Consider the following 16,848-nt stretch of genomic DNA (forward strand, 5'->3'; position numbering starts at 1 on the left):
GTTCGACCAGCATCCAACATGCCGACAAACCAAGTGCGTGAACCGATAAACGAAGTGCGTCTAGCCTTTGAGCAATTTGAAGGTTTGGACGGAATTTCCTGCGGTGCTGACTTTTACCAGGTAATTGCCAGATTGCAGATCAGCTATTGAAATAGCCTCGAAATTGGAAGTCACCTTTCGGACAAGGCGTCCCGACAAATCGTAGATCTCGGCCGAAGTGATCTCGCCCGAGTTCGAGAATCCTATAGCGGAAACCGCCGGATTCGGGAACATTTTAACTGCCGATTCCGCTGTTTGTTTTACCGACAATTCCTGTGCAGCACAAGGCGAACTCGACAAAAGTCCGTAATCGACGTTGTTTACCAAGTCATTTCCCCAAGCCGTGAGTGTGTTGAATTCGCCGTTGGTAATCATCTCGCGTGGCGCCGAACAATCCTGATCGAACGTCCAGGCAAGCCAGCCGATGTTGCGCTCACAAGCTTTCGTGAGAATCGTCGGATACAAGGTTGCCAGCGAAATGCTTCCGCACGAATCGCCGTCCTGCGTATTGGCGACTTCCCCGAGAATGAAACATACGTTGGTCGCATCGGCTTCGTTCAGTTTCTGTTCGACCAAAGCCGTCGTGGCCGCATATCCGAACCAGTAAGCGTGAGACGAAAAGATGAGGTTGTGATTCGGATCGGAAGTCACCATCGATTGCGCCACGGCTAGTAATTCGGTCGAAGATTGGCCGCAATCGGGCGCATCGACCATGATCGGGACATCGACGCCCAAAGTGCGAAGGTTCGAGATCGCCGCATTGTAATTGTTCACGAAAGTTGTCGTGGCCGTCGCCTGATTGCCCGCCCAACGCACGTATCCGAACTCGTTGGCTAGGTTGATCACGAGATATTGCTTGTGGGTTTCTATTAGGTTGAGAATCGTCGGATTCGTCCAAAAAGGCAGTACGGTGTTGTTGAAATACGTCCAGTCGTTCGAACACGTGGCGTTGTGGATTTCCAGGATCGGAATCATGCCTTTCGTGTGACAATACGCCAGAATGTTGCCCAAATGGCCGTTGTTGACATAACCCGAAATAGTGCCGGGCGTTTGCACATCGCGCCAATGCGTGCCGTTCGTATACCAAGGAATCCGGATAGCGTTGGCACCCGTAAGCGCCGCCTGATCGATCTTGTGCTGATATTGGGTCGCGTTCGAAAGCGAGATCGTCCCGTCATCGATTATCGGATAATTGATGCCGCGCAACGTTATTTGCTGGCCGGAAACCGTCGTCAGGACTTTTCCGTTCACTTCAAGTGTGGTTTGTTGCGCGAAAGCGATACTTCCGATAAGCAACAGGCTCATATATAGTTTTTTCATGATCATAGGTTTTGGTATTCGTATTGGGCGACGACCTCGTTCTGGCTTCCCACAAAATAAGCCATTTGAGGCAAATTGCGGTTGTTGGGTTCGTAAGTCGTCGTGTAAAGATTTCCGGCAACGGCAAAATTCGCGAGTGCCGGTCGGCTCAGGTAAATCGCGAATTGGTAAGCTTCCGGATTGATGATGAGCAATGGCACGATAAAATCGTTTCCGTTGTGCCACGCGCCTTTTTGGCTGTGGTCGTAAGTGAAGATCACGACATCGCCGTCGTTTTCCCGGCAAGATTTGAGCTCGCCGTTTTCATACAGCTCGATACCGTTGTTGAGTATGTTCGCCGGTTGGTTGTAGACCACGGGATAAGTCTGTCCGTTGAAATTGTAAGCCGTAATCGTTTCGCCTTCATAAGTGAAGGTGTAAATTCCCTGACCATTTCCGCCGAGTTTGGTGATTGTCGCGACCCTGTCGCCTTCGTAGGTGAAATCATAAGCCTCGTTTCCGACGACAGTCAAATTCGAGAGCCGCCTTTCGGAATCGTAGTCCAGCGTAAATTGTCCGGTCGAGCTCAAGATCGCAGTCGGCAGGTATTTCTTGCCCGAGTTCGAGTCGTCGCCTGAACACGAAATCGCAAGAATGCCAATAAGGAGTAAAATCAGCTTTTTCATCGCATCGGTATATTTGGATTTCACAATCTGAAACTAACCCCGATTTTCACAATGGCGAAAGAGCTGCCGCCAACCTCGAGCAATCCCGAGAAATTGTCGCTGAAATAATAGCGCGCGCCAACCAAAGCCGTCGGATAGAGCTCGATCTCGTTATCGTCGTCGATCAGATTGTCGTCGTAATCGTACATCAGATAATTCACATTTGCCCCGACGCCCGCAAAAACATCCAACTGCTTGATCGGAATGAGTTTGTTGAAATGGTAAAACCCAAGCGGCGAAATGGAGATTCCCGTGATGCGATACTCGTAACCGCCCGCGTAATCCCATTTTTTGGTCGCTCCGCCAAGCGCGATGCCCACGCCTACTTCATCGCGAACCGGAAATTCATACCGCAGGTTCACCGGCCCGATTCCCACTTTGTTGTCGTCCGCGAACACATAATTCTCATAATCGAGCGTGTTTGGAAAACCGTAAGTGAGGCTTATCAAATGCGTTCCCTTGTCGAAACTGCCCGAATTGCGCGAATTGTAGGGCTCGCCGTAAAAATTCGAACTCGCCTTTTTCGCTGGTTTTGCCTCCTTTTTTTTCTGTCCGAAAGCCGGCAAGGCCAAAACCGCCAATGCCAAAATCAAAATTTTCTTCATGTCGTTGTTTATTTATTGTTGTTTATTTTTTTGGGCGTTGCGCCGGCCGTTTATTCAGTGGCAGATGCAGTTGCAGATGCAGTTGCAGATGCAGTGGCGGTGGCAGATGCAGTGGCGGGCCGTCGCCGGGCTTGCGGCACTCGCTTTTTTGCACCAAGATCCTTCAAACCGTAAATCCAGGCTGGCAAAAAGAGCTCAGACAATGCCGCGAATCCCTAACGCGGGCGCGGTTTCCAATTAAAAGTTCATCGGCATCACCTTAGCTAACCTTAACTTCTCAACGGTTAAAAATTTCCAGCTTTAAAAAACCAAGCCTTAATGCACTTAATGTCCTTACTGGTTAAAAATTTTCGGCTTAAAAAATACATCCGACTTAACTAACCTTAACTTCTCAACGGTTAAAAATTCTCGGCTTTAAAAAACCAAACCTTAATGACCTTAATGTCCTTAATGTCCTTAATGGTTCAAAAAAAGCCATATGAGTCAATTCACAGCCAACTCCGTAACCAAACCCTCCGCATAAAAAGCACCCAAAACCTTCCCGCCATTCAAAAAAGCCGTCCCAAAACACTGCCCAAGTCCAAACTCCTTCTTATTGGCATCCGAGAAATCGCAACCCGACAAAACCGTAATCTTCCCGGTATCAAAAGAAGTCACGACGATCTTGTTGCCTTTCGCACTTATATCCGTAGCCTTTTCGACGGTAACAAAACCAAGCGTTGCATTTATCACGGCCGCGTCCGGGCCAATTTCGTAAGCCGTTACGCGGTTCAGGCCATAATTGGTCACATACATCTTGTTTCCCGAGATCGCGATGCCTTTCACACCCGCGCCCTGATTGGTCAACTCCACAAAATCGTTGCTCGTCGTTGGATTGTTGAAGCGCACGATGCGGCCGTTTCCGTCGTCGCACACATAAAGCCGATCTTCACTGTCAACGGCCAATCCGCGCGGATTCACAAAGTTCAGCTGGATCACGCGGTTCAGTATAAAGTAGTAATCGTTCGAATTGTACACGCGAACTCCGGCGACAGCCTCGGTTTCGGCTACGTAGAGATTTTCTTCGGAGTCGAAAGCAACAGCTTCGGGCGCGGTGACTTCAAGCGTTACCTGAACGTCGTTCGCCTTAAGCGCTGCGAGATTCTCGAAAATTTTCACTTGTCCCGGCTGTCCGTAACCGCCGTTGTAGACCGTGACCGCGATTCTTCCGCGAGGCGAAACCGCCATTCCGCAGCCGTTCTGGAAGGCCGATGAGGTTTTCTCCGAAGCATTTGCAACCCCGCATCCGCCGCCATCGTCACCCGAACAAGCCAAAGTCAAAACCGAAATCCCAAAGAGTAAAAGCATTTTTTTCATGGTCTGTCTTTTTATCAGGACAAGTGTACCCACAAAAAAAAGACCGCTCGCATGATTTTATACGAACGGTCTTTTTTGCTATATGAACTGCGGAAGTCGTTGTTGTTTAATCGATAAACGACACTCGACGCGGGAATTTTGGGTCAGTCTGATTTTCTATTAAACCTTTGAGTTCTATAAGCTGCAAAAATCCAAAATGGCGAAATTTCCAAAACAGCATCCGCAGAAATCGAGCAATAAAGTCACGCGAAGAATCCGCATTTCAGGGCATCTGAAAATCCACCAATCCAAAAAATCGAAAAATCAAACCTTGTGAAAAAGCCCCAAAAACTCCTGTTTCTTATTGCGGCTCAAAGTAATGCTCGACCCGTTGGCCATGATGAGTTCGCCGCCCTCGCCGCGAATGTAGTTCCGGATGCACTTCAAATTCACGACATGCGACTTGTGAGGCCTGAAAAACAAAGGATTTTCCTTGAGCACGTCCTCGAAAATCGCGAGATTCTTGCTCACGAGATGTTTGGTGTTGTCGCTCATAAAAATATAGGTGTAGCAACCGCTGGCCTCGAGATAACTGATGTCTTCCACTTTTACGAAATGCAGGCCTTCCTGGGTTGAAAGCGCCAGCGTATCGGGAATTTTTCCAGACGAAAACTGGCTCACTTGCTGCACTTGTTCGGGCGTGGTCGAAAGTTCATTGTTCACATATTTGTCCAAAGCCTCGCGCAGCTCGTCCTTGTCGATGGGTTTCATCAGGTAGTCAAGCGCATTCACGCGCAAAGCCTTGATCGCATATTGGTTGTAAGCGGTCGTGAAAACCACCTTGAACGGAATTTCGGCAAACTGTTCCAAAACCTCGAAGCCGTTCAAGAAAGGCATTTCGATATCGAGAAAAACCAGATCGGGCTTGTGTTTCTCGATCAGTTCTTTGGCCTCGGTACTTTTTTGGGTCGTGGCCAGGATTTGCACGTCGTCAAACTTTTCCAACATGTGTTGCAAGGTGACGATGGCATGCTTTTCGTCGTCTATCAGGATTACTTTTATCATGATCTATAATTTTAGGGTTATCAGGACAGCCGTGCCTTTGGCGCTTCCGTCGGCATTTTTGAGATCGAGGATTTCCACCGAATTTTCCGGATGCAACAACCTGATCCGTTCAATCGTGATGTCGATCCCGTACGATTTATGGCTCGTCTGTCTCGTTTTCAAAGTGGCGGCTCTTTCGCGTCCGATGCCGTCGTCTTCAATTCGGATGCAAAATTTCTCTTCGTCCACAATTTCGGCTTTGACCAACAGATTCCCGGGTTCGGATTTGTGCAAAAGTCCATGCCAGATCGCGTTTTCCACGAAAGGCTGCACGATCAGCGGCGGCACTTTGACCAACGGATTGCCTTTGAGTTCCGAATCTACCTTGATCGTATAATCGAAAGATTGTTCCAAACGCATCGATTCGAGTTCCATATAAAGCCTGAGCGCGCGCAATTCACTGTCAAGCGGGATGAGTTCTTCCTTCGAATATTCGAGAATGTTGCGCATCAATTTCGAGAAAGTCGTCAGATAATCGCTGGCCGATTCGGTTTGGTTCTGGATGATATAACTGTTGATCGAATTTAGCGTGTTGAACATGAAATGCGGATTCATCTGCACTCTCAAGGTCGTCATTTCGGCTTCGCGGATCTTTTGCACGAAGGCCGCCTCTTTTCTTTGCCGCCTTAGCAGATACGAATAGATTCCCGTCACCGACAAAATCGCCAGCAAAAAGCAAAAGACGTAGAAAACCGGCGATCTGTAAAACGGCGGATGCGCGATCAAAACCAGTTCAAGCCCGGCTTTTTGCCACGTCCCGAAAGCGTGTTTTTTCTGGATCACGAGATTGTACGTGCCCGGAGCGATGTGGTTGAGAGAGACTTCGGGCGAATTGCCGAGTTCGTTCCAATGTTTTTCGTCGGCGAATCTGTAGCGGTATTGGATCTTGTTTTTTTCCGAAAAAGAAAGATCGGAGAAAAAGATCGTCGCATCGCTTTCCTCTTTCGACAATTCGATCGCGCCCGAAACGTGTTGGCGCATTTTCCCGTCAACCGATACGCCGCTGAGACGCAAAGTCCTTTCGCCCAAAGGTTCAAGCAACTTTTGCAGGTTCACAAGCGCATATCCGTTTTCTGTTCCGATGGCGAATTTTCCGTCGCGGCGCTTCAGGAATCCGTAGATCAGATCGTCCGATGGCAAACCGTCGAATTGGGAAAGCCTGAGAATGTCGTCGCGTTTTTGGTTGTACAGATGCAGTCCGTCGCCGGTCGCAAAGACGATGTTGCCGTTTCCGTCCGATGCGATTCCCTCAAAATGTCCGTCCGCGATCGCGTAGGCGTTGATGTCTATCGATCTTTTGAGATTGCCATCAGGTTGTACGATCGAAAATCCGCCATAACCCGAAAACAACAAGTTTCCATCGCTGTTTTCCGCGATCCGGTTCACGTAATCGCCGAAAAATTTGTCGCGGTTTTTGTTTGATTTGAGATCGGAAACTTCGATGAACGCTTGGTTTTTGGTATTGAACAGATCTATTCCGTAAGCTTTCGGCGCCCATCCGCCAAGCCATATCTGTCCGTTTTTGGCCTCGAAAATGTCATTCCACGTGTTTTCCGTCCAAAATTCGGACTTGTTTTTCAGCGCTTGAAGCGGATTCAGGTCGGGCCACGAAAATCGGCTTATCGGCTTGCCCTCGACCAAAAGCCACAACTCGGATTTTTGGGTCAGCACTGTTTTCTTTATCGGAAAATCGCCAAAATCATGCAGCTTCACTTTTTTGGGTTTCCCCGATTCCATCAAATACAAACCTTTGTCCGTTCCGATAAAAACCAGATTCCCGTAAGCACTGACCGAAAGCACGCGAACCGCCGGCATGTCGTAATGCATGAAATTCCCGCTTGCATCGTGCGACCACAAACCGGTTTTGTTCTCGACGAGCCACAATTTTCGCGAATTGTCTTCGGCAATCGAGGTCACGACGAAATTCTCGAGGTTTTTTGCCGGAATCCGAAAATTCGAAATCGCGTCCACAGGCGAGAGTTTCACCAGGCCTTTGTTGGTCGAAATCCATAAAATCTCCGAAAAACCGTCGGCTAGCACGTGATTGATCTGGCTTTTCTGCGGAACGTAAATCTGTTTCAGTTGTTTGTCAAAGAGCAGATAGACCGCGTTTCTCGAGTACAAGGTCAGGCCGCGCCCGGGAAGTTTTGCCATTCCGATAATGGTTTCCAGAGAATTCGCGACGATTTCCGGTTTCCCGATTTTGGGATCGATCCTGATTATTTTATTGTCGGAAGTCGCCACCACAATCCTGTTTTTCGACAACCGGATCGCCGACGAACACGAGAGTTTCGCCAATTCAGGATTTGGGTGACGCACCAATTTCCCTGAATTTTCGGTCCACACGAAAACGCCGGACGAGGTCAAAGCCCAAATCGTTCCGTTTGAAATCTCGACGAAATGCAGTTTGAGGTTTTCTTCCTTGCGACCCAAATCCAAATGGAAAATCACTGGTTTTTTATCGGCTTGCGAAAAATACTTCACGTTCGAAAAATCGCTGCTCCAAATGCGTTTCTTGCTATCGACGAAAATATGCTCGAAATGGTCATTGTCCGGATTTTCGTCCTGATAATTGTTGGCCTGCACGATTTTCGGATCTGAATAGACATCGGCGACCGAAGCCAATCCGACGGCATCGTGAAAATAGAGTTCGCCCGCGCAAGAAACGAAATCGGTGACTTTGGTTCGTACCGATTGGCTTTGCACGAACCGATAACCGTCGTAACGCGAAAGGCCTTTTGCCGTGGCGATGTAGACGAATCCGTTGTCGTCGGTTTGGGTTTTGAGCACGATATCTGACGGCAAACCCTGAAAAGTGCGCACAATCTCGTCGTGCCACACTTGCTGGGCGCGCATCGGCGAAAGCCAAAGCACGAAAAAAACCAGAAGCAAGCGCCAAGCGGTAAGAAAGTTCATCCAGATCAAGCGAATTGTAAACCTACGGGCAATCTGTCTAAAAATACGAATTAAATATACCAAATGCAGGTTTGGGCAATCGTGTGACGGTGTAAAACGCAAACTCCCCGACCAAAGCCGAGGAGCGTTTCGACGACCGCAAAAGATACCACACGATTACGGCCGACACGACAAATTAAGGCGCGAATTTCGGGTTGTACAATCGCCACAAGTAGGTATTTTTCGCGCGCTTTTCGCATTGGGGATTTTGGCCGCGATTTCGTTTCTTTGCCGCATGACCGCGCTCAACTTCGACGCTTATCAATTCCGGTTCAAAAATGCCGACGGCCGCGTTTCCATTTTTTGCGAAACCAGGCGGAAATTCGTGGTCCTGACGCCCGAAGAATGGGTTCGCCAGCATGTGGTAAAGTATTTGCTCGAGACCAAAAAGTATCCGAAATCACTCGTGAACGTCGAGAAACTGTTGAAGATCAACGGAATTTCGAAGCGCTACGATGCCGTGGTCTTCAATCCCGACGGATCGATTTTCCTTTTGGTGGAATGCAAAGCGCCAGAAGTCGCGATCTCCCAAAGCGTTTTCGACCAGATCGCGCGTTACAACCTCAAGATGAAAGCTCAATATCTGATGGTCACAAATGGCTTGGTTCACTATTTTTGCAAATTGGATTATGAGCAGAAACGCTACGTTTTCCTCAAGGAGATTCCGTCGAGATGATTGCGGAAGCCCATAAAATCGCCACTTCGCGTTGGCTTGCGGTTATCGCGGTACTGACGACGTTCTGGGTTTCGAAAGAATTGTGGCTGGCCAATCACGTTTTTCCGCTCATTCCGGCTTTTTCGCAGATTTTGGTTTTTCCCGATTCGATTTCCGATATCGTGTTTTTGGCAGTGTCGATCTTGATTTTCACTTTCGGATTCGTGCCCAAAAACTACAATTTCGCACTGATCGCAATCTCGATGCTGGCCTTGGTCGAAACCGACATAAACAGACTTCAGCCGACTTACTATATTTTCGTGCTACAATTGTCCGAATGGGCAGGATATGCGAATAAAATTATGGTTTATCCCGAAAATCGGATTTATAACAGTCTAAAAGATTCGCTTACACAAATTATGTCACAACAGGATAAACGACAAACCGAACTACATTTGTACAAGCCATGAAAACAGCCATAGTAATACTGAACTGGAACGGACGCAAACTTCTCGAACAATTTCTGCCGTCGGTCGTCAACTATTCTGATGGAGCAGAAATCTGGTTGGCTGACAACGCTTCGTCCGACGACTCGATTTTGTTTACGCAACAAGCCTTTCCATCGGTCAAAATCGTCAGGAACCAAACGAATCTAGGTTTTGCCGGCGGTTATAACGAAGCCTTGAAATCGATCGATGCCAACATTTACGTATTGGTGAACTCCGATATAGAAGTTACCGAGAATTGGCTGACTCCTATTTTGACGACTTTTGAAAACGAGCCAAAAACTGCGGTTATCCAACCCAAAATCAGGGATTATAAACGAAAGGATTACTTCGAATATGCCGGAGCCGCCGGAGGTTTCATCGACGCTTACGGATATCCGTTTTGCCGCGGCCGGATTTTCGACGAGCTGGAAATAGACAACGGCCAATACGACGACGATTGTGAAATTTTGTGGGCATCGGGCGCTTGTTTCTTTATAAGAAAAGCAGTATTCGATGAATTGGGCGGATTCGATGCCGATTTTTTCGTGCATCAGGAAGAAATCGACTTGTGTTGGCGCGCCTTCAACGCCGGACACATCGTCAAATATGTCGGAAATTCCACGGTTTTTCACGTCGGTGGGGCAACTTTGAGCGAAGGCAGTCCGAAGAAGACGCATCTGAACTTTCGTAATTCGCTTTTGATGCTTGTCAAGAATCTTCCGTCAGGACAGATCTTACCGAAAATCTTTTCGCGTATGCTGCTCGACGGAATTGCCGCCTTCCGATTTTTATCGCAAGGAAAGGTCAATTTGTTCTGGCAGGTTTTCGTTGCGCACCTCGTGTTTTACAAAATGTTGAGAATAACATATTTAAAGCGTCAATCCTTGCAAAAAAAGAATTATTTTAAGTTAAAAAGCATCGTTTATGCGCATTTTGTAGTAGGTCGAAAGACTTTCAAAGAGCTATTTTAACAATAGTTTATGTCGAATCGTATCGGCTAAAAATGCTAAAGGGCTAAATTTGTAACTCGACAAAAAATAGAAATCTTATGAAAAAAGTCTTCCTCGCATTATCTGTCGTCGGTGTATTGATGACATCGTGCGGAACCAAGAAAAAGCTTGCCGAATGCGAAGCTAAAAATAAGGAGATTCAGGATTTGCTGAATTCAGCAACCGTGAAACTCAATACGTGTCTATCTGAAAAAGAAGCTCTTAACAGCCAGATCGACTATCTCAAAAAGAACAACAGTGACCTGATCAACAACGTGGGCAACATGACCACATTGTCTTCGAAAGGTGCCGAAAATCTTGAGAAATCACTCGAGAGCATGAAAGAGAAAGACTTGAAGATCACGCGCTTGCAAGACGCTTTGACGCGCAAGGATTCGGTTACTCTAGCCTTGGTCACGAGCTTGAAACGCGAGGTCGGAATCAGCGATCCGGACATCCAGGTGAATGTCGAAAAAGGGGTCGTATTCATCTCGATTTCCGACAAACTTCTCTTTAAATCAGGAAGTTACAACGTAAGCGACCGCGCGAAAGAAGTACTTGGAAAAGTGGCGAAAGTCATCAATTCCAAACCAGATTTCGAATGTATGGTCGAAGGCCACACAGACAACGTGCCTTACATCTCGAACGGAACATTGATCGACAACTGGGATTTGTCAGTCAAGCGTTCGACCTCGATCATCAGAGTGTTGACAAAAGATCTCGGCGTTCCTGCCAAACAGCTTATCGCCGCCGGACGTAGCGAATACATTCCGCTTGTCGACAACAATACGGCCGACAACCGCGCGATCAACCGCAGAACCAGAATCGTGATCATGCCGAAAATCGACCAATTCTACGATATGATCGAGAAGGAAATGAAAAATATGAAAAAGCAATAAGCTACGTGCTTTTTGAATGGAAACGTCCCGGTAATTCGGGGCGTTTTTTTTTGGCTATATCGAAACTCCAACGGATTTTTTGACTGCATTGGTAACTTGCGTTGCCAAGAGATAATTTTTAGCCGCGAATACGCGAATTTACGCTCGAACTGAATGTAAATTCGCGAATTCGCGGTTAATTTTTTTCACTTGGAAATGGCGATACTGATGCACCAATTCGTTAGAAAATAATTTGCGAATTGCCGGCGCAGAAAAACTTAAGATTACTCAAGCGTGATCACGACAATGGCGACCAAAGCCTCGACTTTCGCCGGCTACCTTCATTTAACAAATTTTACAGAAAATCTGTAATTGGAGTTTCTCACTTTCACAGAACTTGTTGCAAAGTAAAAAATCAAAATAATTTTTAATTTAGTTTCTATATTTGGAAACTTTTAATACTTTTGTAGACGCGATGAGTTTGAGTTTTTTTGAAACCGTATTTCTGGAAGAGGCCGAAAAGTTCCTTTCAACTCTTGATAAAAAGACGATCCGAAAAGTGCTTTACAATATCGATTTGTCGCAACAAACAAACGATCCGCGGCTTTTCAAGAAACTGCAAAGCGAAATCTGGGAGTTCCGAACCAACTACAACGGTTCCCAAATCAGGATTCTCGCCTTTTGGGACAAAACGAGCGCGAAAGAAACACTCGTTCTGGCGACACACGGCTTCGTAAAAAAGACAGACAAAGTTGCGGTAAACGAAATTGAAAGAGCAGCGCGGATAAAAGAAAACTATTTTGATTCAAAACTTTAAAAAAATGGAAAAACAGCAAATGAAGAAGGTCTCACTTTCCGAGATGAAAGACAAATACCTCGGAAAAATCGGTACAGACGAAAGAGATTCCTACGAATACGAACTTAGCATGGAAGTTTTGGGTAAAATGATAAGGACCGCTCGGCTCGAACGAAACCTCACCCAGGAAGAATTAGGCAAATTGGTCGGCGTGCAAAAAGCCCAGATATCAAAACTCGAAAGCAGCACGAACAGCGCCACGATAGACACGATCCTCAAGGTTTTCAAAGCACTGAAAACAGAAATCAGTTTCCATGTAAAGCTCGACGACGCGTTTCTTCGATTGGATTGATCGCGCCATGAAAACGAGAAACAGCATTTGCTTTCCGGCTTTCAAAATCTCAAAGTCCAACGATTCCAATCCGGTAAAAAATCCGACTTGAGTCATCAGTCAAATGTGTCCATTTTAACGAAACACTTTGAAAATATGGAGTGAACGGATGACACTGATTACAATGATTTTCTTGAATCCGACATAAAATCCGAAAGATTCGCGAACATCCTAAAGTCCATGTTCTAAAAGCTCCGGTATCCGAAAATCAAAAATTAAAAACCGATACAACCAAATTCGCCCCAAAGTCGTCTGTTTTTATAAATTTACGCCACCAAACAGACACCATGAAAAAAACGATACTCTTCGTACTATTTATCGCCATTTCGGCTTGTGCAGTCAAGCAGACCAAGAAATTACTGGTTTCGGGCGATTACGACAATGCGATCGACAACGCGGTTTACGGACTGCGCTCGAACAAAGACAAAAAGGGAAATCAGGATTACGTCTACATTCTCGAGGAAGCTTTCGCCAAGGCAAGGGAACGCGATCTGCGCGATATCGACCTGATGATGAAAGACGCAAGTCCGCGCAATCTCGAGAAGATTTTCAACACTTACATGCAACTCAACAACCGTCAGGAGAAAATACGTCCGCTTTTGCCGCTCCGCAAGTTGGCCGAAAACAAGGACGCCAAGTTCGAGTTTGGCGATTATTCCGACCAGATCATCAGCAGCAAAAATGCGCTGTCGAAATATCTCTACGACAACACCAAAGCGCTTATGGCGACTAACGACAAGATGACTTTTCGCCGCGCTTACGACGATTTGACCTATCTGAACCAGATTTCACCAAATTTCAAGGACGTTCCAGAACTGATCAAGACGGCCAAACAAAAAGGTTGCGACTACGTGAACGTCTACACCAAAAATGAGACGGACGTGATCATTCCGAAAAGGCTCGAAAGCGATCTGCTCGATTTCAGCACTTATGGTTTGAATGACGAATGGACGGTTTACCACAGCAATAAATCGCCGAACACCAAATACGATTACGGAATCATCGTGAATTTCCGTCAGATAAATGTTTCTCCGGAGCAGATCCGCGAACGCGAATTCGAGCGCGAAAAGGAAGTCAAGGCAGGCCGACGCAAGAAAATGCGAGGAAGAACGCCTGTTTTGGACAGTCTCGGAAAACAGGTTTACGAGGACGTTTTCAAGGTCGTTAAATGCCGTGTACGCGAATTTACGCAGACCAAATCAGCTCAGGTCGTGGCGAAAGTGGATTATATCGACTTCGGAAACAACCAGCTTTTGCGCACTTTCCCAATTTCGAGCGAATTCGTTTTCCAGAACGTTTATGCGACTTACAAAGGCGACAAACGCGCCGTGGCCAAAGATTATCTGCCGATGTTCAACCAACGTCCGATGCCATTTCCGTCGAACGAACAGATCGTTTTTGATACCGGCGAAGATTTGAAGGCGAAGTTGAAAAATGTGATTACGCGTAATAAGGTTAGGCCTTGATTTGGTCGAAAATTATCGGTAGAGATTCCGCAAAGTAAAATCTGCGCCAATCCCGTGAAAATCTGCCAAAATCCTCGTTCCAAAAATCCGCAAATCAGAAAGTAAAAAAAATCACATCTGCTTAATCTCGCTCATGATCTCGCTCTTGTTCTGCGCGTACTCATACCCTTGCTCCCACCAAAGTTTCATCGCTTCTTTATTGAAAACCAATGCGTTGGTAGTAAGCGAAGTTGGCGTGTAGTAAATGTTGAGCTTGACATTTTTGTTCTTGGCCGATAATTTCCCAATCGTGATATCGTGCTTTTCGACCTGATCGAGCAACGTTCCGAACAGATCGACCATAAGCGAGAAAGGATTTTTTCCGACAGCTCTCGGAGTACTCAAGGTCTCGGTTTCCAAAACGACGACGTCAACTTCCGTCGCACCTCTTTGGATGGCTTCGCGAATTGGCACAAGCGCCGAAAATCCGCCGTCTCCATACACCGACTTTCCTTTTTTGACCAAACTCATGAACGGCACATAATTGCACGAAATCCAGATCCAGTCGCAAAATTCGTCGTAGTTGAAATCGCGAAGGCATTTGTACTCGCATTCGTTGTGCGACAGATTCGTCACGGCCACCACAATGTCGCATTTGGACGATTTGAGCTCGTGGAATTCTTCTCTCGTAAAATTCTTGCGGATGTATTTCCTCAGGTATTTGCTCTCCCCGAAAGTCTTGCGACCGCGAAGGAATTGCCAGATCACGTTGAAGTGGTTGATCGCGACGGTTTCGATCCCATCGCGTTTTTTGACCACAAAAGGATTCACGTTGAAAATCTTGTCCATGTTGACATTGGTGTAGATGCCGTGGATTTTCTCGACTTTGCCCAAAGCCAGATGCGGAATGAGCAAGCTTCCCGTGGAAGTGCCGAGCAAAAGATCGTATTTCGCGCCTTTGACTTCCATCAGATATTGGGCTACGCCGCCTGCGAACGCGCCTTTGCTTCCGCCTCCTGAAATTACGAGTGCTCTCATTTTTCGTCCAACAATCTTTGCAGTTGTGCTTTTTCGTTTTCGGGCAGTTTCGGGATCATTTCCTCATAGAATTTTCGCGTATTCTGAAGTTTCAGCTTTTCGCGGATCTTGTCGCGTCCATATTTGGAAAATTGCCATTTGTGGTGAACGGTCGCATTTACGAGCAACGGCAGCACATTTTGGTCGGCTTTGTTGATGTAAAGCAGTTTTTCGATTGCGTCCTGGCGCACAGAAGCTTCCTCTCCAGCTTGTGCATAGGCGAGCAATTCGTCATAGTAACCGGCTTTTTTGTCCATGCGATATTCTTTCGTCGACAACGCAAGTGCGAGCCAAAGCAACCGCATGTTTTTGTCGTTCATGCCGATGCGGCCGTCGGTTTTGTCGAGATATTTGGCGCGGTCTTCGGGAAAGTCGCGGCACAAAGCGTTCAATGCGATCTCTTGCGTGATGTAAGATTTGTCGTCCAGGAAAGTCTCGTATTGGGTTTTGAATTCCGATGGGATTTTCTTCATCGTGCGCGCAACCGCCTGACGAACATCGATTTCATTGGTCTGCATGGCCAGATCGATCAGCGGTTTTTTGTCGGCGAAAGCTACATCGCTCACGAGATAGACAATCTGTTCCTTGACCGGAAAATAAGCTTCCGATTTCATCATGGTTTCGAATGTTGGCCTGTTGTCCGCGAAAGCGCGATTGCCAAGTTCACCGACCTCGAAAAATTGTTGCATGAACTTGTTTTTGCGAAGCAGGTCGATGGCTTCGTTCACCTCGAATTTGTTGCTCTCGAGCCAGCGTTTTTTGAAAGCTTTCACGTCATATTTGGAAACTTTGGCGATCTCGTCGAGAAACTCGTCGGTTTCGACATTGCTGAACTTGTACTTTTCGAGATAGTTTTTTACGGCTTTCCGGAAATTTTCCGCTCCGACATTTTCCCTGAGAATGTGCAATGCCCAAGCGCCTTTTTGGTAAAAACTCAGCGAGCTCGCTTTTTCGTTCAGGATCGGAATCGTGTCGGTTTGAGCCGCCTGACGCAGGTTTATGGCCATGTCATATAATTTGTAGTGGAAGTAATCTTCACCAAAAACTTCCCTTTCGGCCAACAACGCATAATAAGTCGCGAAACCTTCCTGAAGCCAGTGATGCGTGCCAGACTTGGCCGTTACCACGTCGCCGAACCATTGGTGCGCGAGTTCGTGCCCGTTCACGTTTACGTAATTCCGGTCGTTGAACGCGATCTCGTCGCACACATAATCTCTCGTAAATAACGTAGCCGTCGTGTTTTCCATTCCGCCGTACAGAAAGTCGCGCACCGGAAGCTGTCGGTAAACTTCCCACGGATAAGCCACTTGGATCTCTTTTTCGAGATAATCGAAAATCTCCTTGGAATAGCGATAAGTCGGTTCGAACTTGGCTTCATCGGACGGTTCAATCAGCAAATGCAAAGGCGTTTTGGATTCGGCCAAAAGCTCGTGATCGCTGAATTTCCCTATGGCAAGCATGAGCAGATAAGAACTCATCGGATGTTTCATCTGATACTTCCAGACCGAATTTTTTGCGTCAGAAGATTCCTTGCTTGCAAGCACGCCGTTCGAGACGACCTCATACCCGTTTTCGTGCGTGATCGACAGTCCGAAAACCGCTTTTTCGTTCACGTCGTCGAAACTCGGAAACCAATGGCTCGTGTATTTGCCTTGGCCTTGCGTCCAGATTTGGTAGTCGTTCGCGGCAGTCACGAAGTAAAGTGTCTGTTTTGGTTTTGCCGAAAAATCGAAAGTCAGCTCGTTCTTTCCCTTTTTGAAACCTGCGTAAAGTTTGAGCTGTTTTTTGTCGTTGCCGAATTTCACTGGTTTCCCGTTGATCTTGACCTCGGTAAATGCCATGTCGCGAGCGTCGATGCGAATCGTGTCGATCGATTTCAGCACGTCGAAAGTATAAACGCCCGATCCTTTTATGGAACGCGTTTCATAGTCGACTTTGATGTTTCCGTTAAGGGTTCTGAAATCGACTTTGGCCGTCTGTTGGGCAAAACTGAAGGCCGAAAGGAGCAAAATAAGGTATTTCATGGCGGTCGTGAAGTAGCCAAATATACGAATTGTGGATTTTTGG

At 46.8% G+C, this 16,848-nt stretch carries 16 protein-coding genes; 8 read left to right on the forward strand and 8 right to left on the reverse strand.

Annotated features, from left to right (window positions below; genetic code table 11):
- Positions 1-60 precede the first annotated feature (60 nt).
- From EOO49_RS04385 to EOO49_RS04395, 3 genes are read right to left on the reverse strand one after another with little or no spacing between them, the layout of a single operon-like run.
- Complete coding sequence (locus EOO49_RS04385) at positions 61-1,359, reverse strand: cellulase family glycosylhydrolase (RefSeq protein ID WP_290843095.1); 1,299 nt, start codon at positions 1,357-1,359, stop codon at positions 61-63.
- 2 nt (positions 1,360-1,361) lie between these two features.
- Positions 1,362-2,024: a hypothetical protein gene (locus EOO49_RS04390; protein ID WP_290843096.1), complete on the reverse strand. Its 663-nt coding sequence runs from the start codon at positions 2,022-2,024 to the stop codon at positions 1,362-1,364.
- A gap of 20 nt (positions 2,025-2,044) precedes the next feature.
- Entirely contained in the window at positions 2,045-2,668 is a 624-nt protein-coding gene (locus EOO49_RS04395; RefSeq protein WP_290843098.1) for a hypothetical protein, read from the reverse strand.
- Here EOO49_RS04395 and EOO49_RS04400 point away from each other — a divergent pair.
- Complete coding sequence (locus EOO49_RS04400; protein ID WP_290843100.1) at positions 2,667-2,909, forward strand: hypothetical protein; 243 nt, start codon at positions 2,667-2,669, stop codon at positions 2,907-2,909. The two genes, EOO49_RS04395 and EOO49_RS04400, sit on opposite strands and share 2 nt — an antisense overlap.
- 242 nt (positions 2,910-3,151) lie before the next feature.
- Here EOO49_RS04400 and EOO49_RS04405 read toward each other — a convergent pair whose 3' ends face one another.
- The 3 genes from EOO49_RS04405 to EOO49_RS04415 form a co-directional block, all read right to left on the reverse strand.
- The gene (locus EOO49_RS04405; protein ID WP_290843102.1) at positions 3,152-4,024 is read right to left on the reverse strand and encodes a hypothetical protein; all 873 of its coding nucleotides are present in this window, start codon (positions 4,022-4,024) and stop codon (positions 3,152-3,154) included.
- Between the two features lie 303 nt (positions 4,025-4,327).
- Positions 4,328-5,068, reverse strand: coding sequence for a LytTR family DNA-binding domain-containing protein (locus EOO49_RS04410; protein ID WP_290843104.1), 741 nt, complete (start codon positions 5,066-5,068; stop codon positions 4,328-4,330).
- Between the two features lie 3 nt (positions 5,069-5,071).
- Positions 5,072-8,023, reverse strand: coding sequence for a histidine kinase (locus EOO49_RS04415; RefSeq protein ID WP_290843106.1), 2,952 nt, complete (start codon positions 8,021-8,023; stop codon positions 5,072-5,074).
- A 274-nt stretch (positions 8,024-8,297) separates the two neighbouring features.
- Between EOO49_RS04415 and EOO49_RS04420 the strand changes: the two genes are divergently transcribed.
- The 7 genes from EOO49_RS04420 (at position 8,298) to EOO49_RS04450 (ending at position 13,725) form a co-directional block, all read left to right on the forward strand.
- Positions 8,298-8,738 (forward strand): type I restriction enzyme HsdR N-terminal domain-containing protein, encoded by a 441-nt coding sequence (locus tag EOO49_RS04420; protein WP_290843108.1) that lies wholly within the window; start codon positions 8,298-8,300, stop codon positions 8,736-8,738.
- Complete coding sequence (locus EOO49_RS04425; RefSeq protein WP_290843110.1) at positions 8,735-9,187, forward strand: hypothetical protein; 453 nt, start codon at positions 8,735-8,737, stop codon at positions 9,185-9,187. The genes EOO49_RS04420 and EOO49_RS04425 overlap by 4 nt, the downstream gene beginning before the upstream one ends.
- On the forward strand, positions 9,184-10,176 hold the full coding sequence (locus EOO49_RS04430; protein ID WP_290843113.1) for a glycosyltransferase family 2 protein: 993 nt from the start codon (positions 9,184-9,186) through the stop codon (positions 10,174-10,176). The genes EOO49_RS04425 and EOO49_RS04430 overlap by 4 nt, the downstream gene beginning before the upstream one ends.
- 77 nt (positions 10,177-10,253) lie before the next feature.
- Positions 10,254-11,093 carry an OmpA family protein gene (locus EOO49_RS04435; RefSeq protein ID WP_290843115.1) on the forward strand — a complete coding sequence of 280 codons (840 nt, stop codon included), beginning with the start codon at positions 10,254-10,256 and terminating at the stop codon, positions 11,091-11,093.
- Between the two features lie 460 nt (positions 11,094-11,553).
- Positions 11,554-11,889 (forward strand): type II toxin-antitoxin system RelE/ParE family toxin, encoded by a 336-nt coding sequence (locus tag EOO49_RS04440; protein ID WP_290843557.1) that lies wholly within the window; start codon positions 11,554-11,556, stop codon positions 11,887-11,889.
- A 4-nt stretch (positions 11,890-11,893) separates the two neighbouring features.
- Complete coding sequence (locus tag EOO49_RS04445; RefSeq protein WP_290843116.1) at positions 11,894-12,220, forward strand: helix-turn-helix transcriptional regulator; 327 nt, start codon at positions 11,894-11,896, stop codon at positions 12,218-12,220.
- A gap of 326 nt (positions 12,221-12,546) precedes the next feature.
- Positions 12,547-13,725 carry a hypothetical protein gene (locus EOO49_RS04450; protein ID WP_290843118.1) on the forward strand — a complete coding sequence of 393 codons (1,179 nt, stop codon included), beginning with the start codon at positions 12,547-12,549 and terminating at the stop codon, positions 13,723-13,725.
- Between the two features lie 111 nt (positions 13,726-13,836).
- Here EOO49_RS04450 and EOO49_RS04455 read toward each other — a convergent pair whose 3' ends face one another.
- Both EOO49_RS04455 and EOO49_RS04460 read right to left on the reverse strand, forming a co-directional pair.
- A complete protein-coding gene (locus EOO49_RS04455; RefSeq protein ID WP_290843120.1) occupies positions 13,837-14,742 on the reverse strand; it encodes a patatin-like phospholipase family protein in 906 nt (301 codons plus the stop codon).
- Positions 14,739-16,805 (reverse strand): M1 family metallopeptidase, encoded by a 2,067-nt coding sequence (locus EOO49_RS04460; protein ID WP_290843122.1) that lies wholly within the window; start codon positions 16,803-16,805, stop codon positions 14,739-14,741. Before EOO49_RS04460 ends, EOO49_RS04455 begins: the two co-directional genes overlap by 4 nt.
- Positions 16,806-16,848 lie beyond the last annotated feature (43 nt).

Source organism: Flavobacterium sp. (assembly GCF_004295795.1).
Lineage (GTDB): Bacteria > Bacteroidota > Bacteroidia > Flavobacteriales > Flavobacteriaceae > Flavobacterium.